This window comes from Stenotrophomonas sp. JAG2 (assembly GCF_041080745.1).
Classification (GTDB): domain Bacteria; phylum Pseudomonadota; class Gammaproteobacteria; order Xanthomonadales; family Xanthomonadaceae; genus Stenotrophomonas; species Stenotrophomonas maltophilia_AA.
Genome location: NZ_JBEUMH010000010.1, coordinates 1 through 24,322 on the forward strand (window position 1 = coordinate 1; position 24,322 = coordinate 24,322).

The following is a 24,322-nucleotide window of genomic DNA, read 5'->3' on the forward strand; positions in this document are numbered from 1 at the left end:
CGGCAACCCCGTAGCGCCGCCGAAGGGTCATGAGGTTGCCGGCCAGCGGCCGGTACTACCGCGGGTAGGCTTTGGCGGATTCATCGGTCGCCTGCCACCGTCCTGAACCGGCGTTTGCCGGCGCGACACAGCGTCGCATCCGACCCCTGCCAAAGACGCCCGAATCAGGGTAAAATGTCGCGCTTCCCCACATCTCGGGTATGCCGATGCTGCGCATCCAGGCTGAAGCTCTCACCTACGACGACGTCTCCCTCGTCCCCGCTCATTCCATCATCCTGCCCAAGGATGTCAGTCTGGAAACGCGCCTGACGCGCGACCTGCGGCTGAAGCTTCCGATCCTCTCGGCTGCCATGGATACCGTCACCGAAGCCCGCCTGGCCATCGCCATGGCCCAGCTCGGCGGCATGGGCATCATCCACAAGAATCTGAGCGTCGAGCAGCAGGCTGCCGAAGTCGCCAAGGTCAAGAAGTTCGAGGCCGGCGTCATCCGCGACCCGATCACCGTCGGCCCGGAAACCACCATCCGCGACGTGCTGGCCCTGACCCAGGCGCGCAACATCTCCGGCGTGCCGGTAGTGGACGGCGGCGGTCAGCTGGTCGGCATCGTCACCCACCGTGACATGCGCTTCGAGACCGAGCTGGACGATCCGGTCCGCCACATCATGACCAAGAAGGATCGCCTGATCACGGTCAAGGAAGGCGCGGCCTCGGATGAAGTGCTGCAGCTGCTGCACCGCAACCGCATCGAGAAGATCCTGGTCGTCAACGATGAATTCGCCCTGCGCGGCCTGATCACCGTCAAGGACATCCAGAAGAACACCGACTACCCGAACGCCGCCAAGGACACCGCCACCCGCCTGCTGGTCGGCGCGGCCGTCGGCGTCGGTGGCGATACCGACCGCCGGGTCGAGGCGCTGGTCGCCGCCGGGGTGGACGTGCTGGTGGTCGACACCGCGCACGGCCACTCGCAGGGCGTGCTGGACCGCGTCAGCTGGGTCAAGAAGCACTTCCCGCAGGTGCAGGTCGTCGGTGGCAACATCTGCACCGGTGAAGCCGCACTGGCGCTGCTGGACAGCGGCGCGGACGCGGTGAAGGTCGGCATCGGCCCGGGCTCGATCTGCACCACGCGCGTCGTCGCCGGTGTCGGCGTGCCGCAGATCACCGCGATCGACCTGGTCGCCGAGGCGCTGCAGGACCGCATCCCGCTGATCGCCGACGGTGGCATCCGTTACTCCGGCGACATCGGCAAGGCGCTGGCCGCCGGTGCCTCCACCATCATGATCGGTGGCCTGCTGGCCGGTACCGAGGAATCGCCCGGCGAGACCGAGCTGTTCCAAGGCCGCTCCTACAAGAGCTACCGCGGCATGGGCTCGCTGGCCGCGATGGAGAAGGGGTCCAAGGACCGCTACTTCCAGGACGCCTCCAGCGCCGACAAGCTGGTGCCCGAAGGCATCGAAGGCCGCGTGCCGTATCGCGGCCCGGTCGGCGGCATCATCCACCAGCTGATGGGCGGCCTGCGCGCCACCATGGGTTACGTGGGCTGCGGCACCGTCGAAGACATGCGCAGCAAACCGAAGTTCGTCAAGATCAGCGGCGCCGGCCAACGTGAGAGCCACGTCCACGACGTGCAGATCACCAAAGAGCCGCCGAACTACCGCGCCTGACGCGGCATGAGCAAAAGAGGAACGAGGAAGCTGATTCCCGTTCCTCTTTCTCTATCCGCCGCCGGTAACGAATCTGTGTTCCCCGTATTCACTCCTGCATTGCCCGGGCACCATGACCAACATCCATAACGACAAGATCCTCATCCTCGATTTCGGCGCCCAGTACACCCAGCTGATCGCGCGCCGCATCCGCGAGCTCGGCGTGTACTGCGAGATCTGGGCATGGGACCACAACCCGGCCGACATCGCCGCGTTCGGCGCCAAGGGCATCATCCTGTCCGGTGGCCCGGAATCGACCACGCTGCCGGGCGCGCCCGCCGCGCCGCAGGAAGTGTTCGACAGCGGCCTGCCGATCTTCGGCATCTGCTACGGCATGCAGACCCTGGCCGCCCAGCTCGGTGGTGCCACCGAAGCGGCCGACCAGCGTGAGTTCGGCCATGCTGAAGTCAACGTCGTCGCCCCGGATGCGCTTTTCAAGGGCCTGAGCGACCACGGTGGCGAGCCGAAGTTGAACGTCTGGATGAGCCACGGCGACCACGTCTCCGTCGCGCCCCCGGGCTTCACCGTCACCGCCGTGACCGATCGCATCCCGGTGGCCGCGATGGCCAACGAAGAGAAGCGCTGGTACGGCGTGCAGTTCCACCCGGAAGTGACCCACACCCTGCAGGGCCAGGCGCTGCTGCGCCGCTTCGTGGTGGACGTGTGCGGCTGCGAGACCCTGTGGACCGCCGCCAACATCATCGACGACCAGATCGCCCGCGTGCGCGAACTGGTCGGCGATGACGAAGTGATCCTGGGCCTGTCCGGCGGCGTCGATTCGTCGGTCGTGGCCGCGCTGCTGCACAAGGCGATCGGCGACAAGCTGACCTGCGTGTTCGTCGATACCGGCCTGCTGCGCTGGCAGGAAGGCGACCAGGTGATGGCGATGTTCGCCGAGCACATGGGCGTCAAGGTGATCCGCGTGAATGCCGCGGACCGCTACTTCAGCAAGCTGGAAGGCGTGAGCGATCCGGAAGCCAAGCGCAAGATCATCGGCAACCTGTTCGTGGACATCTTCGATGAAGAATCCACCAAGCTGAAGAATGCCAAGTGGCTGGCGCAGGGCACCATCTACCCCGACGTGATCGAGTCGGCCGGCAGCAAGACCGGCAAGGCCCACGTGATCAAGAGCCACCACAACGTCGGCGGCCTGCCGGAGCACATGAAGCTGGGCCTGGTCGAGCCGCTGCGTGAGCTGTTCAAGGACGAAGTGCGTCGCCTCGGCGTCGAGCTCGGCCTGCCGCGCAGCATGGTCTACCGCCATCCGTTCCCGGGCCCGGGCCTGGGCGTGCGCATCCTCGGCGAAGTGAAGCGCGAATACGCCGAACTGCTGGCCAAGGCCGATGCCATCTTCATCGACGAACTGCGCAAGGCGGATCTGTATGACAAGACCAGCCAGGCGTTCGCGGTGTTCCTGCCGGTGAAGTCGGTGGGCGTGGTCGGTGATGCGCGCGCGTATGAGTGGGTGATTGCGCTGCGTGCGGTAGAGACCATCGATTTCATGACGGCGCATTGGGCGCACCTGCCGTATGACTTCCTGGGCACGGTGAGCAACCGGATCATCAATGAGCTGCGGGGGGTTTCAAGGGTTGTCTACGACATCTCGGGGAAGCCGCCGGCGACCATTGAGTGGGAATGAGTTGAAAGAACGAGGGCGCCGAGAGGCGCCCTTGTCTTATGTGGCTGGCTTCTCCACTGATCCCACGTTCCGAACATCCGGAGAAGGGCGCTGTCGTGTAAGTGCAGCCAGGCGCAAGCACGACGAAGCGAAAAGGCGAAACTCCTCGGGTGGATTGATTTACGTCCTGGCAGACCTCGACGGCAGAGGTGGACAGACTTGGCTGCCGCGTTGCCGGGCAGGTTGGAGCGGATGTCGCGCACGCTGATGCCCCGGCATACATGCTCCTCTTCAACTCGTTATGCCCGGACACAGAATTCCTGACGTGCCCTCCTGATAGGCAGGCGCGGAGGTTTCCTATTTCGACAGCTATTCCTTCTGACTACTTTCTACACACAACTCCAATCCAGGGGCGTGGAAATGTGGTTTGGTCATTCGTCAACCTACCGTCACGACACTAACGATCTCGAGACGCCGGGGAAGCGCGCTTGCCGATGCATGGCGATATCCAGTACGCGGCGCAAAGTCCACTGGGCCATGTCGGGTGGATCTGCAGCAAGTCTGGCTGTCTGGCGTGGTGCAGCCCGGTCGAGCATCTTGTGGAACTCATCCCCACCGATCTCGATAGCGGAATTCGGATCTGACGAGTTGCAGTCATGAGCCGAGAAGCATGGCCCTACCTGCCGTGGCTGCTCCTGCTCGTGGGCACCGCGGCGCAAGCCCAGGTGCAGGAGACGGTCAAGTACACGCACACCGATGCATTGGGCTCCATCGTCGCTGTGACCGATAGCAGCGGTCGCATCATTGAACGACGAGAATACGAGCCGTATGGCATGCAATTACTGCCCGAGCTGCGCGACGGACCGGGTTATACCGGCCACGTGCAGGATGCAGTCACGGGACTGATTTACATGCAGCAGCGGTACTACGATCCCAGCATAGGGCGGTTCCTGTCTGTCGATCCGGTGATGGCTTATGAGACGGGCGACTGGCGGCAGTTTCACCGATATGCCTATGCATTCAACAACCCTTACGCATTCACCGACCCGGACGGTCGTCAGTCGAGAGCAATGGGCAAGAAGATCGGGCGGTGGATTCGCGCGATGGTGGACAACGGTGGCGATTTCGAGAAGGCCCAAGCGCAGGTGGATAGGCAGAACAGACAGGATCTCCAGATCGCCGGAACGATCATCGATTTTACGGCCGTGGCGCCAGTGAAAGACGCGGTTGAAGTAACAATCAAGGTCGCTAGCGGAGAGGACGCCACTGGGCAGGGGGCTGGGGCTGTATCGGGTGAGGTGGCTGGCCAAATTGCGGCGAAGGTTCTGGACGGAAAAATAGGTAAGGGTGCCGCCGACTTTGTAGGGGCGGCAGTCGGAAAAGCGGTAGGTGATACGGTCGAGGCTACAGTTGAGCGTTCTCGCGGGGGTAAGGATTCTGGAGATCCACACATAATGACTGAGTCGCCAGCACCCACCGACTGGCGTGATAAGGGCGGCGTGCCTTGACTTGGCTGCAGGGGGAATTCATGAACATTCCTAGAGTTGTCGTCTTCGCCATCGCTCTGCTTGTGTTGCGAATTTCCGTCAGTGCGTTGACTGACAGCCCGATGGGCAGTGAACTGCCGGCAGTGCGGCTGGCGCTTCGATTCTCGACCAACTATCTGCTGGACGCTGTCGTTGTGAGTGCGGTGTTCGTCAGGCTGGCGCTAGTACAGGCGCGATCGCTGTATCTCCATGCGTTCTCCGTGCTTGTACTTCATGAACTGCTTGGCGCTCTACTTCTATTTGCAATCGGTGATACAAATCCTCAGTCTCCGCTCTGGCTGCTGGATTGGGCTGTCACAGTGTTCTCGGTTCTGCTGGGGACTGAATTGGGGCGGCGATGGCGGATGGATTCTCGATGAAAGCACGAGTTGATCTTTCCCGGGGACAGATCCCGTTTCTACCCCCCCCCCAAGGTTGATCTTCACTAGCGATCAGGCTCACCTGTTACCCCGTGGACATCTGACGCCAGGTGAGTATTGAGTGCGTATGCATTTTAGGCGAATCAGAAAAATGTTTGACAGAACGGAAATGGCTTTGTAATCCTGCGAATGTCCCTCTTTTGGATTTGCGCCGTGTTCGGAACTCTTTTCTGCTTCACGCTGCTCGATTCAAAGGTGGTCGCATGAACACTTCGCGTGCCTCTCGGGTGGTCGCTCTCTACAGGCTGCCACTGCTGCTCCTCAGCATCGTCATCGCCGCATGGTCCGCCTGGAGCGCGCAGAAAACCCCGCCGCCACAGCCCGCCAGTATCGCCACCGCTGAGTTCTCGGCCGCGCGTGCGATGCAGCACTTGAGCTGGATCGCGGCCGAGCCGCATCCCACCGGCTCAGCGGCTGCGGCAAGGGTACGCGACCAACTGGTGAACCACCTGCAGCAGGCCGGACTGCAGGTGGCCGTGCACCGCGGGCACGCAGCCGCCGAGTACGGTTCGGGCGACGGACGTGGTGTGCGCGCGGCCAATGTCGAGAACGTGGTCGCGGTACTGCCGGGCCGCGATCGCAGCCTGCCGGCGGTGCTGCTGATGGCGCACTACGACACCGTTCCGCATTCGCCCGGCGCGGCCGACGATGGCCTTGGCGTGGCGGTGATGCTGGAGATCTCCCGTGCTCTGCAGCGTGACGTGCGGCAGCGTGACGTGGTGTTCCTGTTCACCGATGCGGAGGAGGCCGGCCTGCTCGGCGCACGTGCGTTCTTCGCGTCGCATCCGCTCGCGTCGCGCATCGGCACCGTCATCAATCTGGAAGCACGCGGCAGCAGTGGCCGTGCGGTGGTGTTCGAAACCGGGCCGGGCAACGCGGCGCTGCTGGGCACGTTCGCCAAACTCGCGCCGCAGCCGCTGGGCAACTCGCTGACCGGTTTCGTCTACCGCTACATGCCCAACGGCACCGACTTCACCGTGCCGGCGCAGAAGGGCATTCCGGGGCTCAACTTCGCGATCATCGGCAGCCAGATCGACTATCACGCCGCGACCGCGAGCGTGGCGAACCTCGACCCGGGCAGCGTGCAGCACATGGGCGCGCAGGTGCTGCCTATGGTGCGCCAGCTGGCGACCTCGGCGACGCTGCCGACCTCCACCCAGGAGGCGATCTACAGCGATCTTCCCGGCGGCTGGATGATCAGCGTGCCGACGTGGTCGGGCTGGTGCGTGCTGGCATTTGGACTGCTGGTCCTTGTCGTGGTCGCGCGCCGGGCCACGTTCAATCAGGGCGGCTGGCGGGGCATGGTCAGTGGCGTGGCGTGGTGGCCGTTGGCGCTGCTGTCGGTGGCGCTGGCTGTGCGTGTGTCGTACCGGTTGCTGGGCGGCGGCGACGCCACGCTGGTGAACAATCGTGACCTGCTGGCGGCGTTCTCCAAACTGGCGGCAGGCGAGGGGCTGTTGGCGATCGGCGTGGTGCTGGCGCTGGGCGCACTGACGCTTTGCAGGGCGGCGCGTAAGCCAGCGGCCGTGCTCGCCGTGCTGGCGGGCGCATGCGCCTCGCTGCGGGGTGGGTTCGATGCCATAGCGTTGGTGCTGGGCGTGGTGGTGGCGCTGCTGGCCTGGACCAGTGCAGGTGCCGCGGTGCGCGGGGAAAGCATGCGGCTGGGGGCGTTGCTGGTGGCCTGGATCATCGGCGCGGTCGTGCAGGTGCTCGCACCGGAACTGGCACCGTTGCTGCTGTGGCCGTTGTTGGCGGTGGCCGCGGTGGTCTGGCTGCTGCCGGCGCATGCGCCGCTGACCGCATTACGTGTCCTTGCCGCGGCAGTGATCACCGCATTCGCCTTGGCGCATGTCTTCCATTTCGCGCTGCAACTGTTCGAGGCGATCGGCTTCGGTACGCCGGAAGTATTGGCGTTGCCGTTCGCGTGGCTCGCCATGTTGCTGCTGCCGTGGGTACGGGTGGCCCATGGCGGACGCTGGTTTGCCATCGCCGCGTTCGTCACGCTGTTGTCTGCCGCAGGAGTACTGGCCGCCGCGTCGCTCACCCAGGCGGACCGCACGCGCTATCCCGAACTGTCCCAGGCGCTGTTCGTCGCCGATCCAGACAACCAGCAGTACCACCGCGTCAGTCCGTTGTCACAGCTGTCCGATTGGAGCCGCGGCGCATTGCGGGTAGGGCAGGGTGAGCCTGCCCGTCTGCCGATTCCGGCGTTGGATTGGGCAGGTGTCTGGGCGACGAAGGCCGACGCCATCGCGGTGCCGGAGCGGGTTCGCTTCGAGCCGTCGTTCGATGCCGCCACCGGCCAATCGGTGCTGCGCGTGCTGGCACCCGCAGGCACGCGCGAACTCCGTGTACGGCTGAAAAGCGGGGCGGTGGTACGCAATGTGCAGTTGCAGGGCGAAGCGGTGCCCCTGCTGGACGAGGCGGACCGCTGGTCGCGTCTGCGCTGGCAGGCACCGGGCCCGGACGGGATCGAATTGCGGTGGCCAGCGGACGGCGGTCCGGTCGAGGTGCAGGCCGCGGCGGGAATCGATGGCTGGCCGAAGGATGCGGCGCCACTGCCTGCGCGGTCTGCGCACATCGTGCCGTGGTCGACCTCGGACATGACCTGGATTCTTGGCGCGACGCGCGTGAGCCCGGAGGGCGGCGCGCACCAGGGTGGGCGCTGACGCCCGACGGGATGGAGGGCGGGTGGCCCCTCCGTCACGGCCAGCCTCCACTGCTGCCCGTTGCGATCTACCGGAACCGATGCAAACAAACGGCCCGCAGTGCGGGCCGTTTGTTCTGGTGCTGCAAGGCATCCGGCGACAGCCGGACCCCTACGATTTTCGGGTCGGTATCGAGTGAAGTTACCTGCTGCGCTGGAAAGCGGCAGTCGGCGACATTGGGTCGGACCGGTGTTTAGGCGAGGAAAGCCTGGCCGATCCTGCTGCGCGCAACAGGCCCTGGAAAGTAGGACAGTCAGCATGATTCTCGGCCGGGCACACGGCCGCGTGCCGCAGACCCTTGCTCAGCGCTTTTAGCCTTGCGACTGTAGCGTCCACCTCGTCGGCTTTCGCTGTCAGAGCGCTGCGGTTGATGTTTGTCCGCCCATCCGCGGAAAACATGACCTTGATTTCATCGAGGGAGAAGCCTGCAGATTGCCCCAGTGCAATCAGCGCAAGCTGGTCTACGACAGAAGGCGAAAAGATTCGCCGGAGCCCGGAGCGTCCCGTCGAGGCGATCAAGCCCTTCTCCTCGTAGTAGCGCAGCGCTGAAGCGGGCACACCAGACCGCTTTGCCACCTCGGCGATGTCCATGCGAAACCCCTTGACCTCAAGTTGACTTGAAGTTGCATAGTCCAACTCACATCTCATCACGTCAAGGAAAAGCAAATTGAACGACATACCGGTCAGCCCTGAACGTTCCCGGTCCACGCAGAGTCTGGAGGCAGACTCCATTCGTAGCTCGTTGGAGGTCGCGATGGAGGCCATAACGAAGGAATGGGGGCCACTCAGCACTACGGTTGTCGCTGCGTGTCGAGGCCACTTGGAGCATCTCCTCAAGGCGCCGGCCACTGAGGGTTGGCTGGAGGAACTGCATCGGGATGCGCCAGCAAACAAGGAACTGCACCGCGACTCCCTCAATGGGTTCGTTCTCTTGGCACACACCGAAACACTGGGGCTGTATAGGCCGCCTCACGACCACGGCCGGGGGTGGGTCATCTATGCACTTCAACAGGGTGAAATCGAAATGGGTACCTACGCCCGCGTGGTCAGCGCCGACGGCAGCGTTCAGTTGGTGCGGAGAGGGTCGACAACGGTGCGTCCAGGCGAGGTCCAGGTCTATCTTCCGGGGGATATCCACGACACACGTTGCGTGAGTGGACCCGCGTTGCTGTTCCGCTTCACGGAGCGTGACCTGAAGAAGGAGGACAAAGAAGAGCATCGCGTTACCCGGTACGTTGATCGCGATGGAACATGGATGCCGGAAGGCTCGTGACTGCCCCGCTCGCACCGGTGGCCGCGATGGAACAATGTCCAAAGCTGCCTGGGCGACGGAGGGCTGCCGCGATTGTTGCCGTGTTAATGGCCATGGTTCTCGCCGTCCTCGACGCAGCCGTGGTCAACGTTGCACTACCGAGCATGGCCCGCTCTTTACAGGTGTCCCCGGGAACATCGATCTGGATCATCACTGCTTACCAGCTCGCGGTGGTGATGGCCCTGCTGCCGTGCGCCGCGCTGGGGGATAGTCTTGGCCATCGTCGGGTTTTCACCGGCGGAGTTGCGCTGTTCACCGCCGCGTCCGTGTTGTGCGCAGTGTCGCCATCACTTCCTTGGCTCGTCGCATCGCGTTTCCTTCAAGGTCTAGGTGCTGCCGCGATCATGGCGCTCGGCATCGCCTTGCTTCGCGCCATCGTGCCCCAAGACCGGTTCGGAACCGCGATCGGCTGGAACGCGCTGGCCGTGGCGCTCTCGTCTGCGGCGGGCCCCACCATCGGCGCCGCGATCCTCGCTGGCGCAAGTTGGCCGTGGCTATTTGCTCTGAACCTGCCGTTGGGCGCAATGGTTCTTCTTGCCACGCGCGCACTACCTGACGTCAAGGGCACGGCGTGCCCCCTCGACAGGATCAGTGTCGTCTTGAACGCCGCCGCGTTTGCATCGCTCGTCGTCGGCATGGAACTACTGACTGCGCATTCCGTGCCAGCGGCATTGCTGATCGGTGCCGCAGCCATCACCCTGGCGGCCTTGATCCGACGGGAACTGCCGAAGGAGATGCCGTTGATTCCTCTGGACCTGCTGCGCACGCCTTCGTTTCGCACTTCGGTGGTCGCATCGTTCTGCTGTTTCGCCGGCATAACCCTCGGCTTGCTGGCGCTGCCGTTCTACCTGCAGCACAATCTCGGGCTGGAACCCTTGATGACGGCGTTCTACATGGCGCCCTGGCCCCTGACGGTGGCGATCGCGGCGCCATTGGTTGGCCGTCTTGCTGATCACGTCTCAACAGCTTGGCTGTGCGTCGTAGGCAGTGCATGTCTAGCGGCCGGGCTGTCTGCGACCGCAATGTGGGATCTACAGCAGAGCGCACGCCCCTTGGTGATCTTCATGGTGCTGTGCGGGCTGGGTTTTGGCTTTTTCCAAGTGCCCAACAATCGCAACCTGTTCCTGGCGGCGCCCCGCGCAAGAAGCGGTGCTGCCGGAGGCATGCAGGCCACGGCCCGTCTGGCGGGGCAAACCGTCGGCGGGGTCGTCATGACTCTGATCTTTGCCCGTTTCCCCGTCGACACGGCGCCGATGCTTGCTTTGGGGGTCGGTGCCACGCTGACGCTGGCAGCTGGTGTTCTAAGTGCACTTCGGGTGGACACGTAGGAAGGTGTTGATGGCGCTGCGCCGACGGTCTTCCCGTAAGCCTCCTGGGCGGCGGCGCAACATCCGGGCATGGCCCGGATCTACCATTACCCTCTAGAACAAACGGCCCGCAATGCGGGCCGTTTGTTCTTCTAGATATGCAGCGCATGCCCCAACGCACGCAATGCCGCTTCCTGCACCGCCTCACCCAAGGTCGGGTGCGGATGGATCGTGCCGGCGATGTCTTCCAACGTGGCGCCCATCTCGATGGACTGCACGAAGGCGATCGACAGTTCCGACACCTGCACGCCCACGGCCTGCCAGCCGAGGATGCGGTGGTCGCTGCTGCGCGCGACAACGCGGACGAAGCCATCGGTGGATTCCAGCGACATTGCGCGGCCATTCGCGGCGAACGGGAACAGCGCGACCTTGGCCTCGATGCCTTGTGCCTTGGCCTCGTCCGGCGACAGCCCGACCACCACGATTTCCGGATCGGTGAAGCACACCGCAGGAATCGCGGCCGGCACGAAGTGGCGCTTCCTGCCGCTGACGATCTCGGCCACCAGTTCGCCCTGTGCCATCGCGCGGTGCGCGAGCATCGGTTCACCGGCGACATCGCCGATCGCCCACACGTTGCGCATCGAGGTCTTGCACTGGTCGTCGATCTTGATCGCCTTGCCGGTCAGTTCCAGCTGCAGCGATTCGAGATTGAAGCCGTCGGTCTTCGGGCGACGGCCGACCGCGACCAGGATCTGGTCAGCATCCAGCGTGATCTCGGTGCCGTTGGCATCGCGCACGCGCAGCTGGCCGTTGTCGGCCAGGCCGAGCACGCTGTGGCCGGTCAGCAGCTTCACGCCGGACTTCTCCAGGTGCGTGGCCACCGGCTTGGTCAGCTCGGCGTCGTAGGCCGGCAGGATGCGCTCCTGGGCCTCGACCACGGTCACTTCGCAGCCCAGCTTGCGGTACACCGTGCCCAGCTCCAGGCCGATGTAACCGCCACCGACGACGATCAGCTGCTTCGGCAGCGAGGTCGGCGAGAGGGCTTCGGTCGAGGAAATGACCTTGCCGCCGAACGGCAGGAACGGCAGTTCCACCGGCACCGAGCCGGTCGCCAGCAGCAGGTGCTCGCAGGCGATGCGCAGCGTGCCGCCATCTTCCGCGGCACCGGCGATCTCGACGGTCTTGCCGTCGACAATCGTGGCCCAGCCCTTGATCAGCTGTGCGCCGTTCTTCTTCAGCAGTGCACTGACGCCGCCGGTCAGCTTCTTGACGATGCCGGCCTTCCACGCGACGGTCTTGGCCAGGTCCAGCGACGGTGCCTGCACGCTGATGCCCAGCGGCGAGGTGCCCGCCGCATACGCGGTGACCTTGGCGAACTCCTCGGCGGCATGGATCAGCGCCTTGGACGGAATGCAGCCGATGTTGAGGCAGGTACCACCCGGATTGACGCCCTCGACCACGATGGTCTTGACGCCGAGCTGGCCGGCGCGGATGCCGGCGATGTAACCGCCGGGACCGCCGCCGATGATCAGCAACTGGGTTTGAAGGGTATTGGACATCGCTTACTCCACGAACAGCAGGGCCGGGGTTTCCAGGCGGGTACGGATCGCCTGCACGAACTCGGCCGCATCCATGCCATCGACGATGCGATGGTCGAACGAGGACGACAGATTCATCAGCTTGCGTGCCACCACCTGGCCCTCGCGGAACATCGGGCGTTCGATGATGCGGTTGACGCCGACGATCGCCACTTCCGGATGGTTGATGATCGGGGTCGAGACCAGGCCACCAATCGCGCCGAGGCTGCTGATGGTGATGGTCGAACCGGACAGCTCCTCGCGGGTGGCCTTGCCCACGCGCACGGCACTGGCCAGGCGCGCGATCTCCGCGGCGGTCTGCCACAGGTCCAGCGACTCGGCATGCGCGACCACCGGCACCGACAGGCCGACCTCGCTCTGGGTCGCGATGCCCAGCTGCACGCCCTCGTAGCGGGTCACGATGTTGGCCTGGTCGTCGTAGCGGGCGTTCATCTGCGGGAAGTCGCGTGCGGCCAGCACGACCGCGCGTGCCAGCAACGGCAGCAGGGTCAGCTTGCCGCGTTCCTTGGCCCAGCGCTCATTGAGCCTGGCGCGCAGGGCTTCCACTTCCGTGACGTCGATCTCTTCCACATAGGTGATGTGCGGAATGGTCGACCACGACTGCTGCATCTTCTGCGCGATCTTGCGGCGCAGGCCCATGACCGGCACCTGCTGCTCGCCGGTACGGCGCGCGTAACTGCTGCCGCCGGCACTGCCACCGACCGGCTGTGCCTTGCCACCTGCGGCGGCGTAGGCATCCAGATCGGCCTGCAGGATGCGACCACCCGGGCCGGTCGCCGGCACGTAGCGCAGCTCGACACCCAGGTCCCAGGCGCGGCGGCGCACGGCCGGCGAGGCCAGCGGGGCTTCACCGGCGGTGAGCACGCCGTTGGTGACCGCGCCACGCGCGTCCTGCTTGGCGGCACAGGCGGGTGCGGATGCCGCGGCGGCCTTGGCCGGCGTCGCAGCCGGTGCAGGCTCCGTGGCGGCCGCAGGTGCGGCAGCCTTGGGCGCAGCAACCGGTTCGGCCGGCGCGGCAGCGGCCGGTGAACTGGCGGCACTGGCATTGCCGGCGCCGTCCACTTCCAGGCGGATCAGCTCGCTGCCGACGGCCATCATCTGGCCGGGCTTGCCGCCCAGCGAGACCACGGTGCCTGAGACGGGCGAGGGAATCTCGACCATGGCCTTGTCAGTCATGACCTCGGCCACGACCTGGTCTTCTGCGACCGGGCCACCGACCTCGACCTTCCAGGTGATCAGTTCGACTTCGGCGATACCTTCACCGATGTCCGGCATCTTGATGACGTGATGTCCCATGGTTCAATCCTCCAGCACGCGCTGCATTGCATCGATGACCCGGGACGGACCCGGGAAGTAGTCCCATTCCTGCGCGTGCGGATACGGGGTGTCCCAGCCGGTAACGCGTTCCACCGGTGCCTGCAGGTGGTAGAAGCAATGCTCCTGTACCAGCGCGACAAGTTCGGCGCCGAAGCCGCAGGTGCGGGTGGCTTCGTGCAGCACGATGCAGCGGCCGGTCTTCTTGACCGAGTTGACGATGGCGTCCAGATCCAGCGGCCACAGGCTGCGCAGGTCGATCACTTCGGCGTCGATCCCGGCATCTTCGGCGGCGGCCTTGGCCACCCACACGGTGGTGCCGTAGGTGATGATCGTCAGGGCCTTGCCTTCGCGGGCGATGGCGGCCTTGTCCAGCGGCACGTTGTAGTAGCCCTCCGGCACCAGGTTGTCCGGGTACTTGGACCACGCGGTGACCGGGCGGTCGTGGTGACCGTCGAACGGGCCGTTGTACAGGCGCTTGGGCTCCAGGAAGATCACCGGATCGTCGTTCTCGATCGAGGCGATCAGCAGGCCCTTGGCGTCGTACGGGTTGGACGGCATGACGGTGCGCAGGCCGGTGGCGTGCGCGAAGATCGCCTCCGGGCTCTGGCTGTGGGTCTGGCCACCGTAGATGCCGCCGCCACACGGGGTGCGGAACACCAGCGAGGACGTGAAGCTGCCACCGGAGCGATAGCGCATGCGCGCCGCTTCGGAGACGATCTGATCGTAGGCCGGGTAGATGTAATCGGCGAACTGGATTTCGGCGACCGGGCGCAGGCCGTAGGCGGCCATGCCGATCGCCGCGCCGGCGATGCCGTTTTCGGAAATCGGCGCATCGAACACGCGCTGCTTGCCGTACTTGGTCTGCAGGCCATCGGTGCAGCGGAACACGCCGCCGAAGTAGCCCACGTCCTGGCCGAAGACCACCACGTTGTCGTCGCGTTCCAGCATCACGTCCATCGCCGAGCGCAGCGCCTGGATCATGGTCATCGGCGTGCCGCCGGTGTTGTTCTGTTCAATCCCGCTCATGGTGTTCAGACTCCCAACTGCTGACGCTGGCGACGGAGATGTTCGGGCATGTCCTTGTAGACGTCTTCGAACATGAGGGCCGCGCCGGGACGGTTGTCGCTGCCGAGCAACCCGTGGGTTTCGGCTTCCTTGAGGGCACGCAGGACCTCGGCATCGAGTTCGGTGCGCACTTCGTCGTGCTGCTGCTCGCTCCACAGGCCGCGCTTGATCAGGTGCTGCTTCAGGCGGTCGATCGGATCGCCGAGCGGGAAGTGCTGGGCATCGTCGGCGGGGCGGTACTTGGACGGATCATCCGAGGTCGAATGCGGGCCGGCGCGGTAGGTCACCCACTCGATCAGGGTCGGGCCGAGATTGCTGCGGGCGCGTTCGGCGGCCCAGCGCGAGGCCGCGTACACGGCCAGCAGATCGTTGCCGTCCACACGCAGCGACGGAATCCCGTAGCCCACGCCGCGGGCGGCGAAGGTGGTGTTCTCACCGCCGGCAATCGCCTGGAAGGTGGAGATCGCCCATTGGTTGTTGACCACGTTGAGCACGACCGGGGCGCGGTACACGTGCGCGAAGGTCAGCGCGGCGTGGAAGTCGCCTTCGGCGGTCGCGCCATCACCCACCCATGCGGTGGCGATGCGGGTGTCGCCCTTGATCGCCGAGGCCATCGCCCAGCCTACGGCCTGGATGTACTGGGTGGTCAGGTTGCCGGAGATCGAGAAGAAGCCGTAGTCCTTGTACGAATACATGATCGGCAGCTGGCGGCCCTTCAGCGGGTCGGCCGCGTTGGACAGCACCTGGCAGATCATGTCGACCAGCGAGACTTCCTTGGTGATCAGGATGCCCTGCTGGCGGTAGGTCGGGAACTGCATGTCGTCATCGCGCAGCGCCAGGGTCTGGCCGACGGCGATGGCTTCTTCACCCAGGCACTGGATGTAGAACGAGGTCTTCTTCTGGCGCTGGGCGATCAGCAGGCGGGCGTCATAGGCGCGCGTCTTGAGCATGGCGTGCATGGCACGCAGCAGCACTGCGTCGTCGATGTCGGCGGCCCACGGACCCACGGCGTCGCCGTTGTCGTCCAGCACGCGGATCAGCTGGCCGGTCAGCGGCGCGGTCTGGCTGGCGCTCACGTCCACGGGCGGCTTGTCGACCGCGCCGGCGGGGCTCAGCTTCAGATAGGAAAAGTCGGTGGCCTGGCCGGGACGGGCGCTGGGCTCGGGCACGTGCAGATGCAACGGCTCGCTCGTGGCGGGAATCTGGGGTGATGACATGTCAGGGGCCTCGCTGGGCTTGGGTCATGGAGCTACAGGCATACCGCAGGCGGGGGGCAACGGTAATGGCGATGTTGGCGCGCCGACATCCGGGCGGGATCTCGTCGCGAAGCGGGTAAGGACCAGCGCTTGCAAGGCGGCTGGGGCCATGGCGCATTGCACCCAGTGTGAAGTCTAGAGGCACAGCGGCTTATCGTAAATTTGTTTAATTGCGTATGAGGTATTGTTTATTCAGATATCTTCATTCCGTGGGAGCCCGTGCATGCAAATCCCCGCCAACATGACCCTGCGCCAGCTGCGTTACTTTGCCGAAGCGGCTGAATTGGGGCAGTTCTCGCAGGCCGCGCGCAAGCTGCACGTCTCCCAATCCGTGATCACCACGGCAGTCGCCCAGCTGGAAGCCTCGCTGGGCCTGAAGCTGTTCGACCGCATGCCGCACGGGGTCGGCCTCACCGCCGAGGGGCATCGCTTCCACCAGCATGTGCGGCACATCCTGGATACGCTGCAGGACGCGCTCAGCGAGCCGATGTTCCTCGCCAATACCCTCCCGGGCCGGGTGCGGATCGGCGCGTCCTATACGGTGCTGGGCTACTTCCTGCCGAGCCTGCTGGCGCGCTTCAAGCGCTCCTACCCGCAGGTGGAGGTCGACCTGGTCGACATGGACCGCGCCGCGATCGAGCAGGGCGTCAGCAGCGGCGACCTCGACTTCGGCTTGTGCATCATTTCCAACATGGCCGAGCCCTATGTACTGCGGCGCCAGGTGCTGATCCGCTCGCGCCGCCAACTGTGGCTGGCCGAGTCGCACCCACTGCTGCAGCTGCCGGTGATCAGCCCGGCCGACGTGGAGCCGTATCCGTACATCATGCTGATGGTCGACGAGGGCCAGGAGTCGGCGATGCGCTACTGGCGCTCGGTCGGGCGCGAACCCAACGTCGTGTTCCGGACCTCGTCGCTGGAAGCGCTGCGCGGCATGGTCGCCTACGGGTTCGGGGTCAGCATCCTGTCGGACATGGTCTATCGGCCGTGGTCGCTGGAGGGGCGCCGGATCGACGTACGCACCCTCACCGACGCGGTGCCGCCGATGGAAGTCGGCCTGGTCTGGCGCCCGGACGAAGACCTGTCCGCGCCGGCACGCGCACTGCATCAGTTCCTGGTCTTCGCCTGTGGCGGATGAGCGCCGATGGCATCGGCCAACGCGGGACGCGGATCGGGCAGGTCGCCCACGGGCGCGGTGAAGGCCTGGCCACGGCGTGACCAGATCTGCCACGCCGAATAGGCCAGCAACGGCACCACGTAGGTGGCCAGGATCGCGTACGCCAGCAGCCGGTATCCCTTCGCGATCAGTGCCACCAGGCCGATTCCATCGGCCATGAACACGGCCATCAGCAGGATCGCCACGATGATCGCCACGCGGACCCCGCGCTTCGGTGCGGCACCGGTGCGTTCCTTCCAGTTGACGCTGATGCGGCCATCCACGGAGGCCATCAGCGTGACCCCGGTTTCCACCAGCGCCACCATGATCATCAGGCGGAACAGCCACTGGAACCACGGCAGGCCGAGCTGGCCGAGCATGAGGTCCGACGGCAGCGGCGCGTCGGCGATGTCCGGCAGGAACGCGATCATGCAGACATAGAAGACGATCGCCGGCAGGATCGCCAGCGGGCCGGCCAGCGCACCGGCGATCACCGCATCGCGGCGGCACAGCAGGTGGCGCACGACCAGCAGGATCGAGACGGCGGCGAACATGTTGTAGCCGGCGTAGGTGACCCCGTTGAGCACCCAGTCCTTGCCCAGTTCATGGGTGTTGGAGAGCTGCGCCATCGCGCCGCCACCGAAGCGGTACAGGATCAGGCACGCCGCGATGGCGTACACCAGGTACATGAAGGCCGACATCAGCTTGAACATGCGTTCGACGGCGGTGGTGCCGGCCTGCACCACGCCGGTGATGATCGCCACCAGCACCAGCGTGCCGACCAGCCGCGGCCAGCCGAACATGGTCGCCGACAGTTCGCCGGCGGCCGCGCCGAAGACCGCCAGCACCACCACGATCAACGCCAGGTAAGCGACTTCGAAGGTCCACCAGCCACGGCCCAGCAGATGCCGGAAGAAGGTGCGGTAGTCGTTGGCACGGATCGCCCGTGCCAACAGGAACGTCAGGATGCAGATCACGCTCCAGATCAGCATCGACAACACCATCGCGGCCAGGCCACCCCACGGGCCCGATGGCAGGAAAAACTCCGCCAGCTCACGGCCGGTCGCGTATCCGCCGCCGATCACGGCCGACTTGAACGCCAGACCGGGCAACAGATACCGCTGGAACCGGCTGGCGGCGGCGGTCACTTGCGGGCGGCCGTGGGCTGCAGCAGGTAGAAGTCGCGCACCGTGCGCGCGATCTCGGCGATCACCCGCTCACGTTCACTGCGCGGGGCATTGCTCGCTTTGACGAAGACCGAGATCGCGAACTGGTTGCCGTCGGGCAGGGTGACCACGCCGACGTCGTTGACGGTGCCGGCGACGGTACCGCTCTTGTCGGCCACCTTGGTGCCCGGCGGCAGGCTGCCGCGCAGGCGTGCGCTGCAGGTCCGGCAACGCTCCATGATCTGCACCAGCACCTCGGTGCTGGCCGGGCTGAGTGCCTTGCCGGTGAACAGCTGGGTCAGCAGGGTCGACATCGCACGCGGCGTGGAGGTGTCGCGCGGATCCTTGTCGAAGGCCTCGCTGCCGGACTTGGTGCGCTTGACGACCTCGGGGTCGAGGGTCAGTTCCGCGACGCGTTCCTTGGTCAGCGGCTCATCGCCGAGGCCGAAGATGTCGCTGAGCAACTGCCGGGTGTTGCGGTCCAGGCGCTGGCCTTCGATGCCGTGTGCGCGCAGCCAGGCGGTGACCGCGGCCGGTCCACCGGCCTGGGCCACCAGCACGTCGGTGGCGGTGTTGTCGCTCTGGGTCAACATCACTTCGAGCAGGTTGTGCACCGACAGGCTCACGCCGTCGTGGATGAAACGGTCGGCGATCACTTCCGAATCGACATAGAAGGATTTCGGTACCGGCACCATCGTGGTCAGCGCCAGTTCGCCGGCATCCACCTTGCTCAGGATCACGGCGGCGACGGCGACCTTGAACGTACTGGCCATCGGGAAGCCTTCATCGGGATTCAGATGCACCTGCTCGCCCTTGCCATCCAGGCGCCATGCCGAGACACCGACCTTGCCGTCGATCAACGTGGCCAGGCGTGCGACTTCGGTTTCCACCGGACTGGTCCGGCTGGCGCTGAAGGCGGCAAGCGGGCTCAGGCCCATCACAGCCGCGACGCACAGGCTCAAGGTACGGGATGTCATCTTCATGCGATGCAGGCCTCCAGCAAACGATTGAATTCCCCATCTTGCCGCATCGGGTCGGCCACCGGCAGACCCAGGCGCGCGCTGACCTCCGCACAGGCGGCCGACGCCGCGGCTTCGGTCATGCCATGGGTGTTGAGACTGACGCCGACGCAGCGGATGTCCGGGTTGGTACGGCGCCCCAGCTGCACGGTCAACGCGATCACTTCCTCGATGGAGGGCAGCGGATAGTCCGGATAGCCGAGCACATGCTTGCGCCCCGGCTGGTGGCAGACCACGAACACATCCGGCTGGCTGCCGTGCAGCAGGCCGAGGCTGACGCCGGCGTAGGCGGGATGGAACAGCGAGCCCTGGCCTTCGATGACATCCCAGTGGTCGTCGGCTGCATTCGGGCTGAGCAGTTCGGCGGCGCCCGCCGAGAAATCGGCGACCACCGCGTCCATCGGAATCCCGCTGCCGGCGATCAGGATGCCGGTCTGGCCGCTGGCGCGGAAGTCGGCATCCACGCCGAGCCCGCGCAGGCCGCGGGCCAGGGCCAGTGCGGTGTACTTCTTGCCCAGCGCGCAGTCCGTGCCGACCGTGAGCACGCGCTTGCCGGTGCGCTTGCGCCCGTTGCCGACCGGAATGCCGCGCGGCGGCACGCGGACGTTGATCAGTTCGCGCCCATGGCGTTCGGCGGCGGCGGCCAGTTCCGGGATGTCACCCAGCTTCTGGTGCATGCCGCTGACCAGGTCCAGGCCGTTTTCGAGGGCGTCGACCAGCGCCGGCAGCCACTGCGGGGGAATCACGCCGCCGCCGTTGGCCACGCCGATCACCATCGCACGCGCACCGGCGGCGCGCGCCTGGGCCGGCGTCATGGTGGGCAGGCCGGTGGTGATCGGGCAGCCGGGCAGGCTCCATTCGGCGACGCACACTTCCGGCGCCCAGTCGTGCAGGCCGATCGCGGTCTTGGCGAAGCCGGCTTCGGTGGTGTCGCCCAGGAACAGCAGGTACGGCTGGGGGAGGGCGGCGAGGGCCTGTACGGCAGCGGTGGGCGTCGGGCTCATGAGGGTTCCAGTGGTCGCGGGAGAGAAGAGAGGAGAGGCGTTCACGGCGAGGACTCGCTGTTGGTTGACCTGGTTCGATCTGTATAAGTCCTAATCAGAGAATATGCAACCTAATCAGGATAATTCTCCGTTCTCTTCTGTCGGTCTGTTCCACGCCCCTCAATAGCGATAGTCGATCGACATGCCGATGGTGCGCGGCTGCAGGGGAACGCCGGTCACGGCGACGTAGCGGTTGAGCGCGTCCCGCACGGCGCCGGTCGAGACGTAAGCGCGCTCGTCGGTGGCGTTGCGCGCATACAGACGCACGGTCCACGTCATGTTGGTCAGCTCGGCGTGCAGGTCCAGCGCGTTGTAGCTGTCGATGTCGTACGCACCGGCCACCCGCTCGCCGGTGACGCGATAACCGGCGCCGATCCGGCCCTGCCACTGGTCGCTCACATCGATGTCGTAGTCGATGGTGCTCGACCAGCTCAGCCGCGGCGTCATCGGCATGCGGCTGCCGGAGACCAGGCCGCTGGACGGCGGCACGTCACCGATCTTCGAATCGATGTAGGCGGCATTGAGGCCGATCGTCAGGCGCTCGGCCGGCCGCACCATGAAGCTCAGTTCCGCGCCCTGGCTGCGCGCGCTGCCGGCGTTGCCCATCCAGCTCAGGCCGTTCTCCGAAACGCGCACCTGGATGTCGTCCCAGTCGATCCGGAACAGCGCCATGTCGATCATCGCGCGACGGTCCCAGAAGTGCGATTTGAAACCGAGTTCGAGGTTGTCCAGCGTATCGGCCTTGGTCATCGGCACCACGCCGGAGGTCGATACGTTCGGCCCGCCCGGGCGGTAGCCGGTGGCGTAGCGCGCGTAGATCATCGAGCTGTCGTTGAGGTGCCAGCGCGAGGCCAGTTTCCACGTCGTCACGTTGTCATCGGCGGAGTCGGCCAGATCGATCGGCCGCGGGCCGTACAGCAGGCCGATGCTGTGCTGCTCGAAATCCTGCTGGTTGCGCGCGTGCCGCACACCGGCGGAGACATCGAAGCGGGGGCTGAACTTGTAGGTGACATCGGCGAAGATCGCCTGCTCGTCATAGGTGCCGGGCAGGCTCGCGGTGCCGGGATTGAAGGGCAGCGGGATGCCATTCGCATCGTAGGCGCTGACCTGCTGGCGGTTGGTGTTCTTCTCACCGGTGAAGAAGGTGCCGAGCAGCCATTCGAAGCGTTCGCTTTCCTTGGAGCTGAGCCGGAACTCCTGGGTCCATTTGCGTGTGCCGAGGAACACATCGAACTGCGCCTGGCCGGCCGGGTACGGCGTCAGCAGGGGCCATGCCGCGCCGTACACCAGCGTGGAGTCCTGCACTTCATCCATGCGGGTTTCGGAGAAGCTGGTGGCCGACACGAAATCGACGTTGCCCAGATCCCAGTCCAGGATCGCCGAGTAGTAGTCGGTCTCCATCCGGTACGGCGTCGCGCGCTGCAGGATGCCTTCCAGCGGGCCGCGGATCGGCTCCAGCGTGGGATAGGTCAGGCCCACCGCGCTGGAATTGTCGGCGTCCACGATCTGCGACAGTGCCTGCACGCGCAGGTTGGCGGTGTCGCTGATGCGCCAGGTCAGCGCCAGGCGCGAGGCCAGCTGGTAGTAGCCGTTGCTGTCCTTGGCATCCTCGCCGCTGAGGTCGGGCTGGTCGACGTAACCGGGGGTGCCCTGGCGCGACAGACTGGCGCGCATGCCCAGCTTGCCTTCGATCAGCGGCACGTTGAAGGAGGTGCGCACGCCGGTGCCCACGTCGCCGGCCTCTTTGGTGGCGTTGACGTCCATGCCGGCGCGGAACTCGAAGCCGTCCGGATCGGCCGCCTTGGTGATGTACTTGAACAGGCCGCCCATCGAGCTGGCGCCGTACAGCGTGCCCTGCGGGCCGCGCAGCACCTCCACGCTCTGGATGTCATACGGCAGCAGATCCAGCGCGTAGGTGGTCGCGCGCTGCTTGTTGCTGCTAGGGCCGATCGGGGTGTCATCGATGTAGGTGCCGATGATCGAGCCGCCGCCAAGCGGTGCCACGCCGCGCAGCGCCATCGTGGTCTGGCCCGGTGCGCCGCCACTGTCGACCTGGAAGCCGGGCACGTAGGCGGCAAAGTCGTTCAGGCGCGTCGCACCGAACGCTTCCAGCCGCTCTTCGCTGATCACGCTGACGCCGGCCGCCACCTCCATGACGTTCTCGCTGCGCTTCTGTGCGGTGGCCACCACGCGATCGAGCTCGACGACATCGGGCGTGCTGCGGCCGCCTTCGGCATCGGCGTTCTGGGCCATCGCCGCAGTGGCGAGGCTCATGCAGCACAGCGTGACGGTGGAGGCGAGGATCGAACGTTTCATCGGCTTGCGCATGTGGCGGGCTCTCTGGAATCAGGAACGAAGTCGGGCAATAGGCACAACAGTCATCCACGGCTGGGGCAGCCGTGTGGTGAGGTGACGCGGGGGAATGGCGACACCCGTGCCGTCGAAACCGAGGCGGGAGGTCAGCGCGACCAGAGGGCCAGATCGGCGGTGGTCGGGGCGGTGCGGAAGCTGATCGGGCATTTCGACATCCCTACAAATCCTATGCAAGGAATATTTAGCCTGATCAGGTATATGTCAAGCGCAATCAGAAAACATCGTCCCGTTCAGGGCTATCGCATTGCAGCATTACGTTTGCGCGCTCGGGGCGCGTCGGCGCCTCTGACCCGCGCCGGGTGGCGTACACCGGCGAACGGGTCGGCATCGACCGCGATCCAGGTCGCGGCCGATGGCAATGGTCAGTGCCGCAGCCTCACCGTGCGGTGGCCGTGCCGTCAGCCGGGGCGGCTTCCTGCGGTGCAGGTGCAGCATTGCCGGCAAGCAATGGTCGGGCGCGTCGTTCCAGACGCAGCAGCAGCACGGCGACGATCATGCAGGTACCGGCCATCAGCGAGAAGAACACCGCGCTGGAGAGCGTCGACCACAGCGTGCCGACCGCCCCGGCCAGCAGGTTGCCGCCGAACGATGCCAGGAACCAGAACGCGATGATCGTGGCGCCGAAGCCGACCGGGGCCAGGCGGGCGAACAGACCCAGTCCGACCGGCAGGATGAAGAGCTCGCCGAAGGTGAAGATCGCAAAGAACAGCGCGGCCCACAGCCAGCCGACCTTGGCCGTTGGTTCGCCACCGAGTATCGCCACCAGCGCGAACGACAGTCCGACCACGGCGGCACCTATCGCCATCTTGGTCAGTGCGGCCGGCTCGCGGCCGTCGCGGGCCTGCCGCATCCAGCGCCGCACCAGCAGCGGGGTGATCAGGAAGACCAGCAGCGGATTGAGCGAGAAGAACCACGTCATCGGAAGGGTGAAATCCGCGGTGAGCACGCGGTCCACGCCGGTGTCGAGCCAGATCGCGATGGTGTTGCCGATCTGCTCGTAGGCAAGACGGAACACCACGATCAGGCCGGCAATCATCGCCATCAGTTGCAGCAGCGGGCGATAGGCCGGTTGCCACAGCGCGGAGAAGGGCAGCGTGGCGCGCTCGCTGCGCGGCGGATCCGGCGGCAGGTGGCGGCGGCCGGTGATGTAGATCACCAGCCCCAGCAGCATGCCGATGCCGGCCGCGGAGAAGCCAACATGCCAGCCATACACCTCCCCCAGCGTGCCGCAGACCAGCGGGGCGAGGAACGCACCGAGGTTGATGCCCACGTAGTACACATTGAACGCCGAGCCACGGCGCGGATCATCGCGCTGGTAGAGATCCCCGACCTGGCCGGGCAGGGTGGGCAGGAACAGGCCATTGCCGAGCACGATCGCCAGCAGTGCGGGATACAGCAGCGCATCGAAGGCCATCAGGAAGTGCCCGAACGCCATGATCGCGCCGCCCAGGATCACCGCACGTCGCTTGCCCAGCCAGCGGTCGGCGAGCATCCCGCCGAACACCGGGCTGAGGTAGGCCAGCGCGGTGTACAGGCCATAGACCATCGAGGCCTGTTCCTGCGAGAACAACAGCTGCTTGGTCATGTAATAGACCAGCAGCGCCCGCATGCCGTAGTAGGAGAATTTCTCCCACATCTCGGTGAGGAACAGGATGGTCAGGCCTGGCGGTTGCCCGAACCAGGCCTTGCGCGGTGCATCGACGGTCATCGGGCGGGGC

The 24,322-nt window shown here is 65.6% G+C and carries 18 protein-coding genes; 8 read left to right on the plus strand and 10 right to left on the minus strand.

What is annotated here, in order from left to right; genetic code table 11:
- Nucleotides 1–206 precede the first annotated feature (206 nt).
- The 5 genes from guaB (at nt 207) to AB9O74_RS13620 (ending at nt 7,956) form a co-directional block, all read left to right on the plus strand.
- Nucleotides 207–1,664: an IMP dehydrogenase gene (guaB, locus tag AB9O74_RS13600; RefSeq protein WP_123729717.1), complete on the plus strand. Its 1,458-nt coding sequence runs from the start codon at nt 207–209 to the stop codon at nt 1,662–1,664.
- A gap of 112 nt (nt 1,665–1,776) precedes the next feature.
- A complete protein-coding gene (guaA, locus tag AB9O74_RS13605; protein WP_282263967.1) occupies nt 1,777–3,342 on the plus strand; it encodes a glutamine-hydrolyzing GMP synthase in 1,566 nt (521 codons plus the stop codon).
- Between the two features lie 635 nt (nt 3,343–3,977).
- Nucleotides 3,978–4,829, plus strand: a complete 852-nt coding sequence (locus tag AB9O74_RS13610) for an RHS repeat-associated core domain-containing protein (protein WP_369349614.1) — start codon at nt 3,978–3,980, stop codon at nt 4,827–4,829.
- Between the two features lie 20 nt (nt 4,830–4,849).
- Complete coding sequence (locus AB9O74_RS13615; RefSeq protein ID WP_369349615.1) at nt 4,850–5,227, plus strand: hypothetical protein; 378 nt, start codon at nt 4,850–4,852, stop codon at nt 5,225–5,227.
- Between the two features lie 110 nt (nt 5,228–5,337).
- Nucleotides 5,338–7,956, plus strand: a complete 2,619-nt coding sequence (locus AB9O74_RS13620) for a M20/M25/M40 family metallo-hydrolase (RefSeq protein WP_369349616.1) — start codon at nt 5,338–5,340, stop codon at nt 7,954–7,956.
- Between the two features lie 180 nt (nt 7,957–8,136).
- On the opposite strand, the gene AB9O74_RS13625 is transcribed toward AB9O74_RS13620, so the two are convergent.
- Entirely contained in the window at nt 8,137–8,586 is a 450-nt protein-coding gene (locus AB9O74_RS13625; RefSeq protein ID WP_346488996.1) for a helix-turn-helix domain-containing protein, read from the minus strand.
- 229 nt (nt 8,587–8,815) lie between these two features.
- On the opposite strand from AB9O74_RS13625, the gene AB9O74_RS13630 reads away from it, so the two are divergent.
- Both AB9O74_RS13630 and AB9O74_RS13635 read left to right on the plus strand, forming a co-directional pair.
- Complete coding sequence (locus tag AB9O74_RS13630) at nt 8,816–9,268, plus strand: hypothetical protein (RefSeq protein WP_369349617.1); 453 nt, start codon at nt 8,816–8,818, stop codon at nt 9,266–9,268.
- On the plus strand, nt 9,265–10,635 hold the full coding sequence (locus AB9O74_RS13635; RefSeq protein WP_369349618.1) for an MFS transporter: 1,371 nt from the start codon (nt 9,265–9,267) through the stop codon (nt 10,633–10,635). Before AB9O74_RS13630 ends, AB9O74_RS13635 begins: the two co-directional genes overlap by 4 nt.
- 131 nt (nt 10,636–10,766) lie before the next feature.
- On the opposite strand, the gene lpdA is transcribed toward AB9O74_RS13635, so the two are convergent.
- Genes lpdA through AB9O74_RS13655 form a run of 4 tightly spaced genes read right to left on the minus strand, consistent with a single transcriptional unit; the run spans nt 10,767 to nt 15,811 of the window.
- Nucleotides 10,767–12,173, minus strand: a complete 1,407-nt coding sequence (lpdA, locus tag AB9O74_RS13640; RefSeq protein ID WP_369349619.1) for a dihydrolipoyl dehydrogenase — start codon at nt 12,171–12,173, stop codon at nt 10,767–10,769.
- A gap of 3 nt (nt 12,174–12,176) precedes the next feature.
- Nucleotides 12,177–13,508 carry a dihydrolipoamide acetyltransferase family protein gene (locus AB9O74_RS13645; RefSeq protein ID WP_369349620.1) on the minus strand — a complete coding sequence of 444 codons (1,332 nt, stop codon included), beginning with the start codon at nt 13,506–13,508 and terminating at the stop codon, nt 12,177–12,179.
- Nucleotides 13,509–13,511: 3 nt separating this feature from the next.
- Nucleotides 13,512–14,555, minus strand: a complete 1,044-nt coding sequence (locus tag AB9O74_RS13650) for an alpha-ketoacid dehydrogenase subunit beta (protein WP_070427218.1) — start codon at nt 14,553–14,555, stop codon at nt 13,512–13,514.
- 5 nt (nt 14,556–14,560) lie between these two features.
- Nucleotides 14,561–15,811, minus strand: coding sequence for a 3-methyl-2-oxobutanoate dehydrogenase (2-methylpropanoyl-transferring) subunit alpha (locus tag AB9O74_RS13655; protein ID WP_369349621.1), 1,251 nt, complete (start codon nt 15,809–15,811; stop codon nt 14,561–14,563).
- A gap of 262 nt (nt 15,812–16,073) precedes the next feature.
- Between AB9O74_RS13655 and AB9O74_RS13660 the strand changes: the two genes are divergently transcribed.
- Nucleotides 16,074–16,985: a LysR substrate-binding domain-containing protein gene (locus AB9O74_RS13660; protein ID WP_176989816.1), complete on the plus strand. Its 912-nt coding sequence runs from the start codon at nt 16,074–16,076 to the stop codon at nt 16,983–16,985.
- Here the strand turns inward: AB9O74_RS13660 and AB9O74_RS13665 are convergent.
- The 5 genes from AB9O74_RS13665 to AB9O74_RS13685 form a co-directional block, all read right to left on the minus strand.
- The gene (locus tag AB9O74_RS13665) at nt 16,955–18,151 is read right to left on the minus strand and encodes a hypothetical protein (RefSeq protein ID WP_369349622.1); all 1,197 of its coding nucleotides are present in this window, start codon (nt 18,149–18,151) and stop codon (nt 16,955–16,957) included. The genes AB9O74_RS13660 and AB9O74_RS13665 overlap by 31 nt on opposite strands.
- A complete protein-coding gene (gene bla / locus AB9O74_RS13670) occupies nt 18,148–19,152 on the minus strand; it encodes a class A beta-lactamase (protein WP_369349623.1) in 1,005 nt (334 codons plus the stop codon). The genes AB9O74_RS13665 and bla overlap by 4 nt, the downstream gene beginning before the upstream one ends.
- Entirely contained in the window at nt 19,149–20,192 is a 1,044-nt protein-coding gene (locus AB9O74_RS13675) for a DUF1611 domain-containing protein (protein WP_176989819.1), read from the minus strand. The genes bla and AB9O74_RS13675 overlap by 4 nt, the downstream gene beginning before the upstream one ends.
- Before the next feature lie 159 nt (nt 20,193–20,351).
- Nucleotides 20,352–22,547 (minus strand): TonB-dependent receptor, encoded by a 2,196-nt coding sequence (locus tag AB9O74_RS13680; protein ID WP_369349624.1) that lies wholly within the window; start codon nt 22,545–22,547, stop codon nt 20,352–20,354.
- A gap of 433 nt (nt 22,548–22,980) precedes the next feature.
- Entirely contained in the window at nt 22,981–24,312 is a 1,332-nt protein-coding gene (locus tag AB9O74_RS13685) for a peptide MFS transporter (protein ID WP_369349625.1), read from the minus strand.
- Nucleotides 24,313–24,322: the final 10 nt, after the last annotated feature.

What these genes read in the sequence shown, in the direction of transcription:
- guaB (WP_123729717.1), top strand. Translation starts at nt 207, where the DNA reads ATGCTGCGCATCCAGGCTGAAGCTCTCACCTACGACGACGTCTCCCTC.
- guaA (WP_282263967.1), top strand. Translation starts at nt 1,777, where the DNA reads ATGACCAACATCCATAACGACAAGATCCTCATCCTCGATTTCGGCGCC.
- AB9O74_RS13610 (WP_369349614.1), top strand. Translation starts at nt 3,978, where the DNA reads ATGAGCCGAGAAGCATGGCCCTACCTGCCGTGGCTGCTCCTGCTCGTG.
- AB9O74_RS13615 (WP_369349615.1), top strand. Translation starts at nt 4,850, where the DNA reads ATGAACATTCCTAGAGTTGTCGTCTTCGCCATCGCTCTGCTTGTGTTG.
- AB9O74_RS13625 (WP_346488996.1), bottom strand. Translation starts at nt 8,586, where the DNA reads ATGGACATCGCCGAGGTGGCAAAGCGGTCTGGTGTGCCCGCTTCAGCG.
- lpdA (WP_369349619.1), bottom strand. Translation starts at nt 12,173, where the DNA reads ATGTCCAATACCCTTCAAACCCAGTTGCTGATCATCGGCGGCGGTCCC.
- AB9O74_RS13645 (WP_369349620.1), bottom strand. Translation starts at nt 13,508, where the DNA reads ATGGGACATCACGTCATCAAGATGCCGGACATCGGTGAAGGTATCGCC.
- AB9O74_RS13650 (WP_070427218.1), bottom strand. Translation starts at nt 14,555, where the DNA reads ATGAGCGGGATTGAACAGAACAACACCGGCGGCACGCCGATGACCATG.
- AB9O74_RS13655 (WP_369349621.1), bottom strand. Translation starts at nt 15,811, where the DNA reads ATGTCATCACCCCAGATTCCCGCCACGAGCGAGCCGTTGCATCTGCAC.
- AB9O74_RS13660 (WP_176989816.1), top strand. Translation starts at nt 16,074, where the DNA reads ATGCAAATCCCCGCCAACATGACCCTGCGCCAGCTGCGTTACTTTGCC.
- bla (WP_369349623.1), bottom strand. Translation starts at nt 19,152, where the DNA reads ATGAAGATGACATCCCGTACCTTGAGCCTGTGCGTCGCGGCTGTGATG.
- AB9O74_RS13675 (WP_176989819.1), bottom strand. Translation starts at nt 20,192, where the DNA reads ATGAGCCCGACGCCCACCGCTGCCGTACAGGCCCTCGCCGCCCTCCCC.
- AB9O74_RS13680 (WP_369349624.1), bottom strand. Translation starts at nt 22,547, where the DNA reads ATGAAACGTTCGATCCTCGCCTCCACCGTCACGCTGTGCTGCATGAGC.
- AB9O74_RS13685 (WP_369349625.1), bottom strand. Translation starts at nt 24,312, where the DNA reads ATGACCGTCGATGCACCGCGCAAGGCCTGGTTCGGGCAACCGCCAGGC.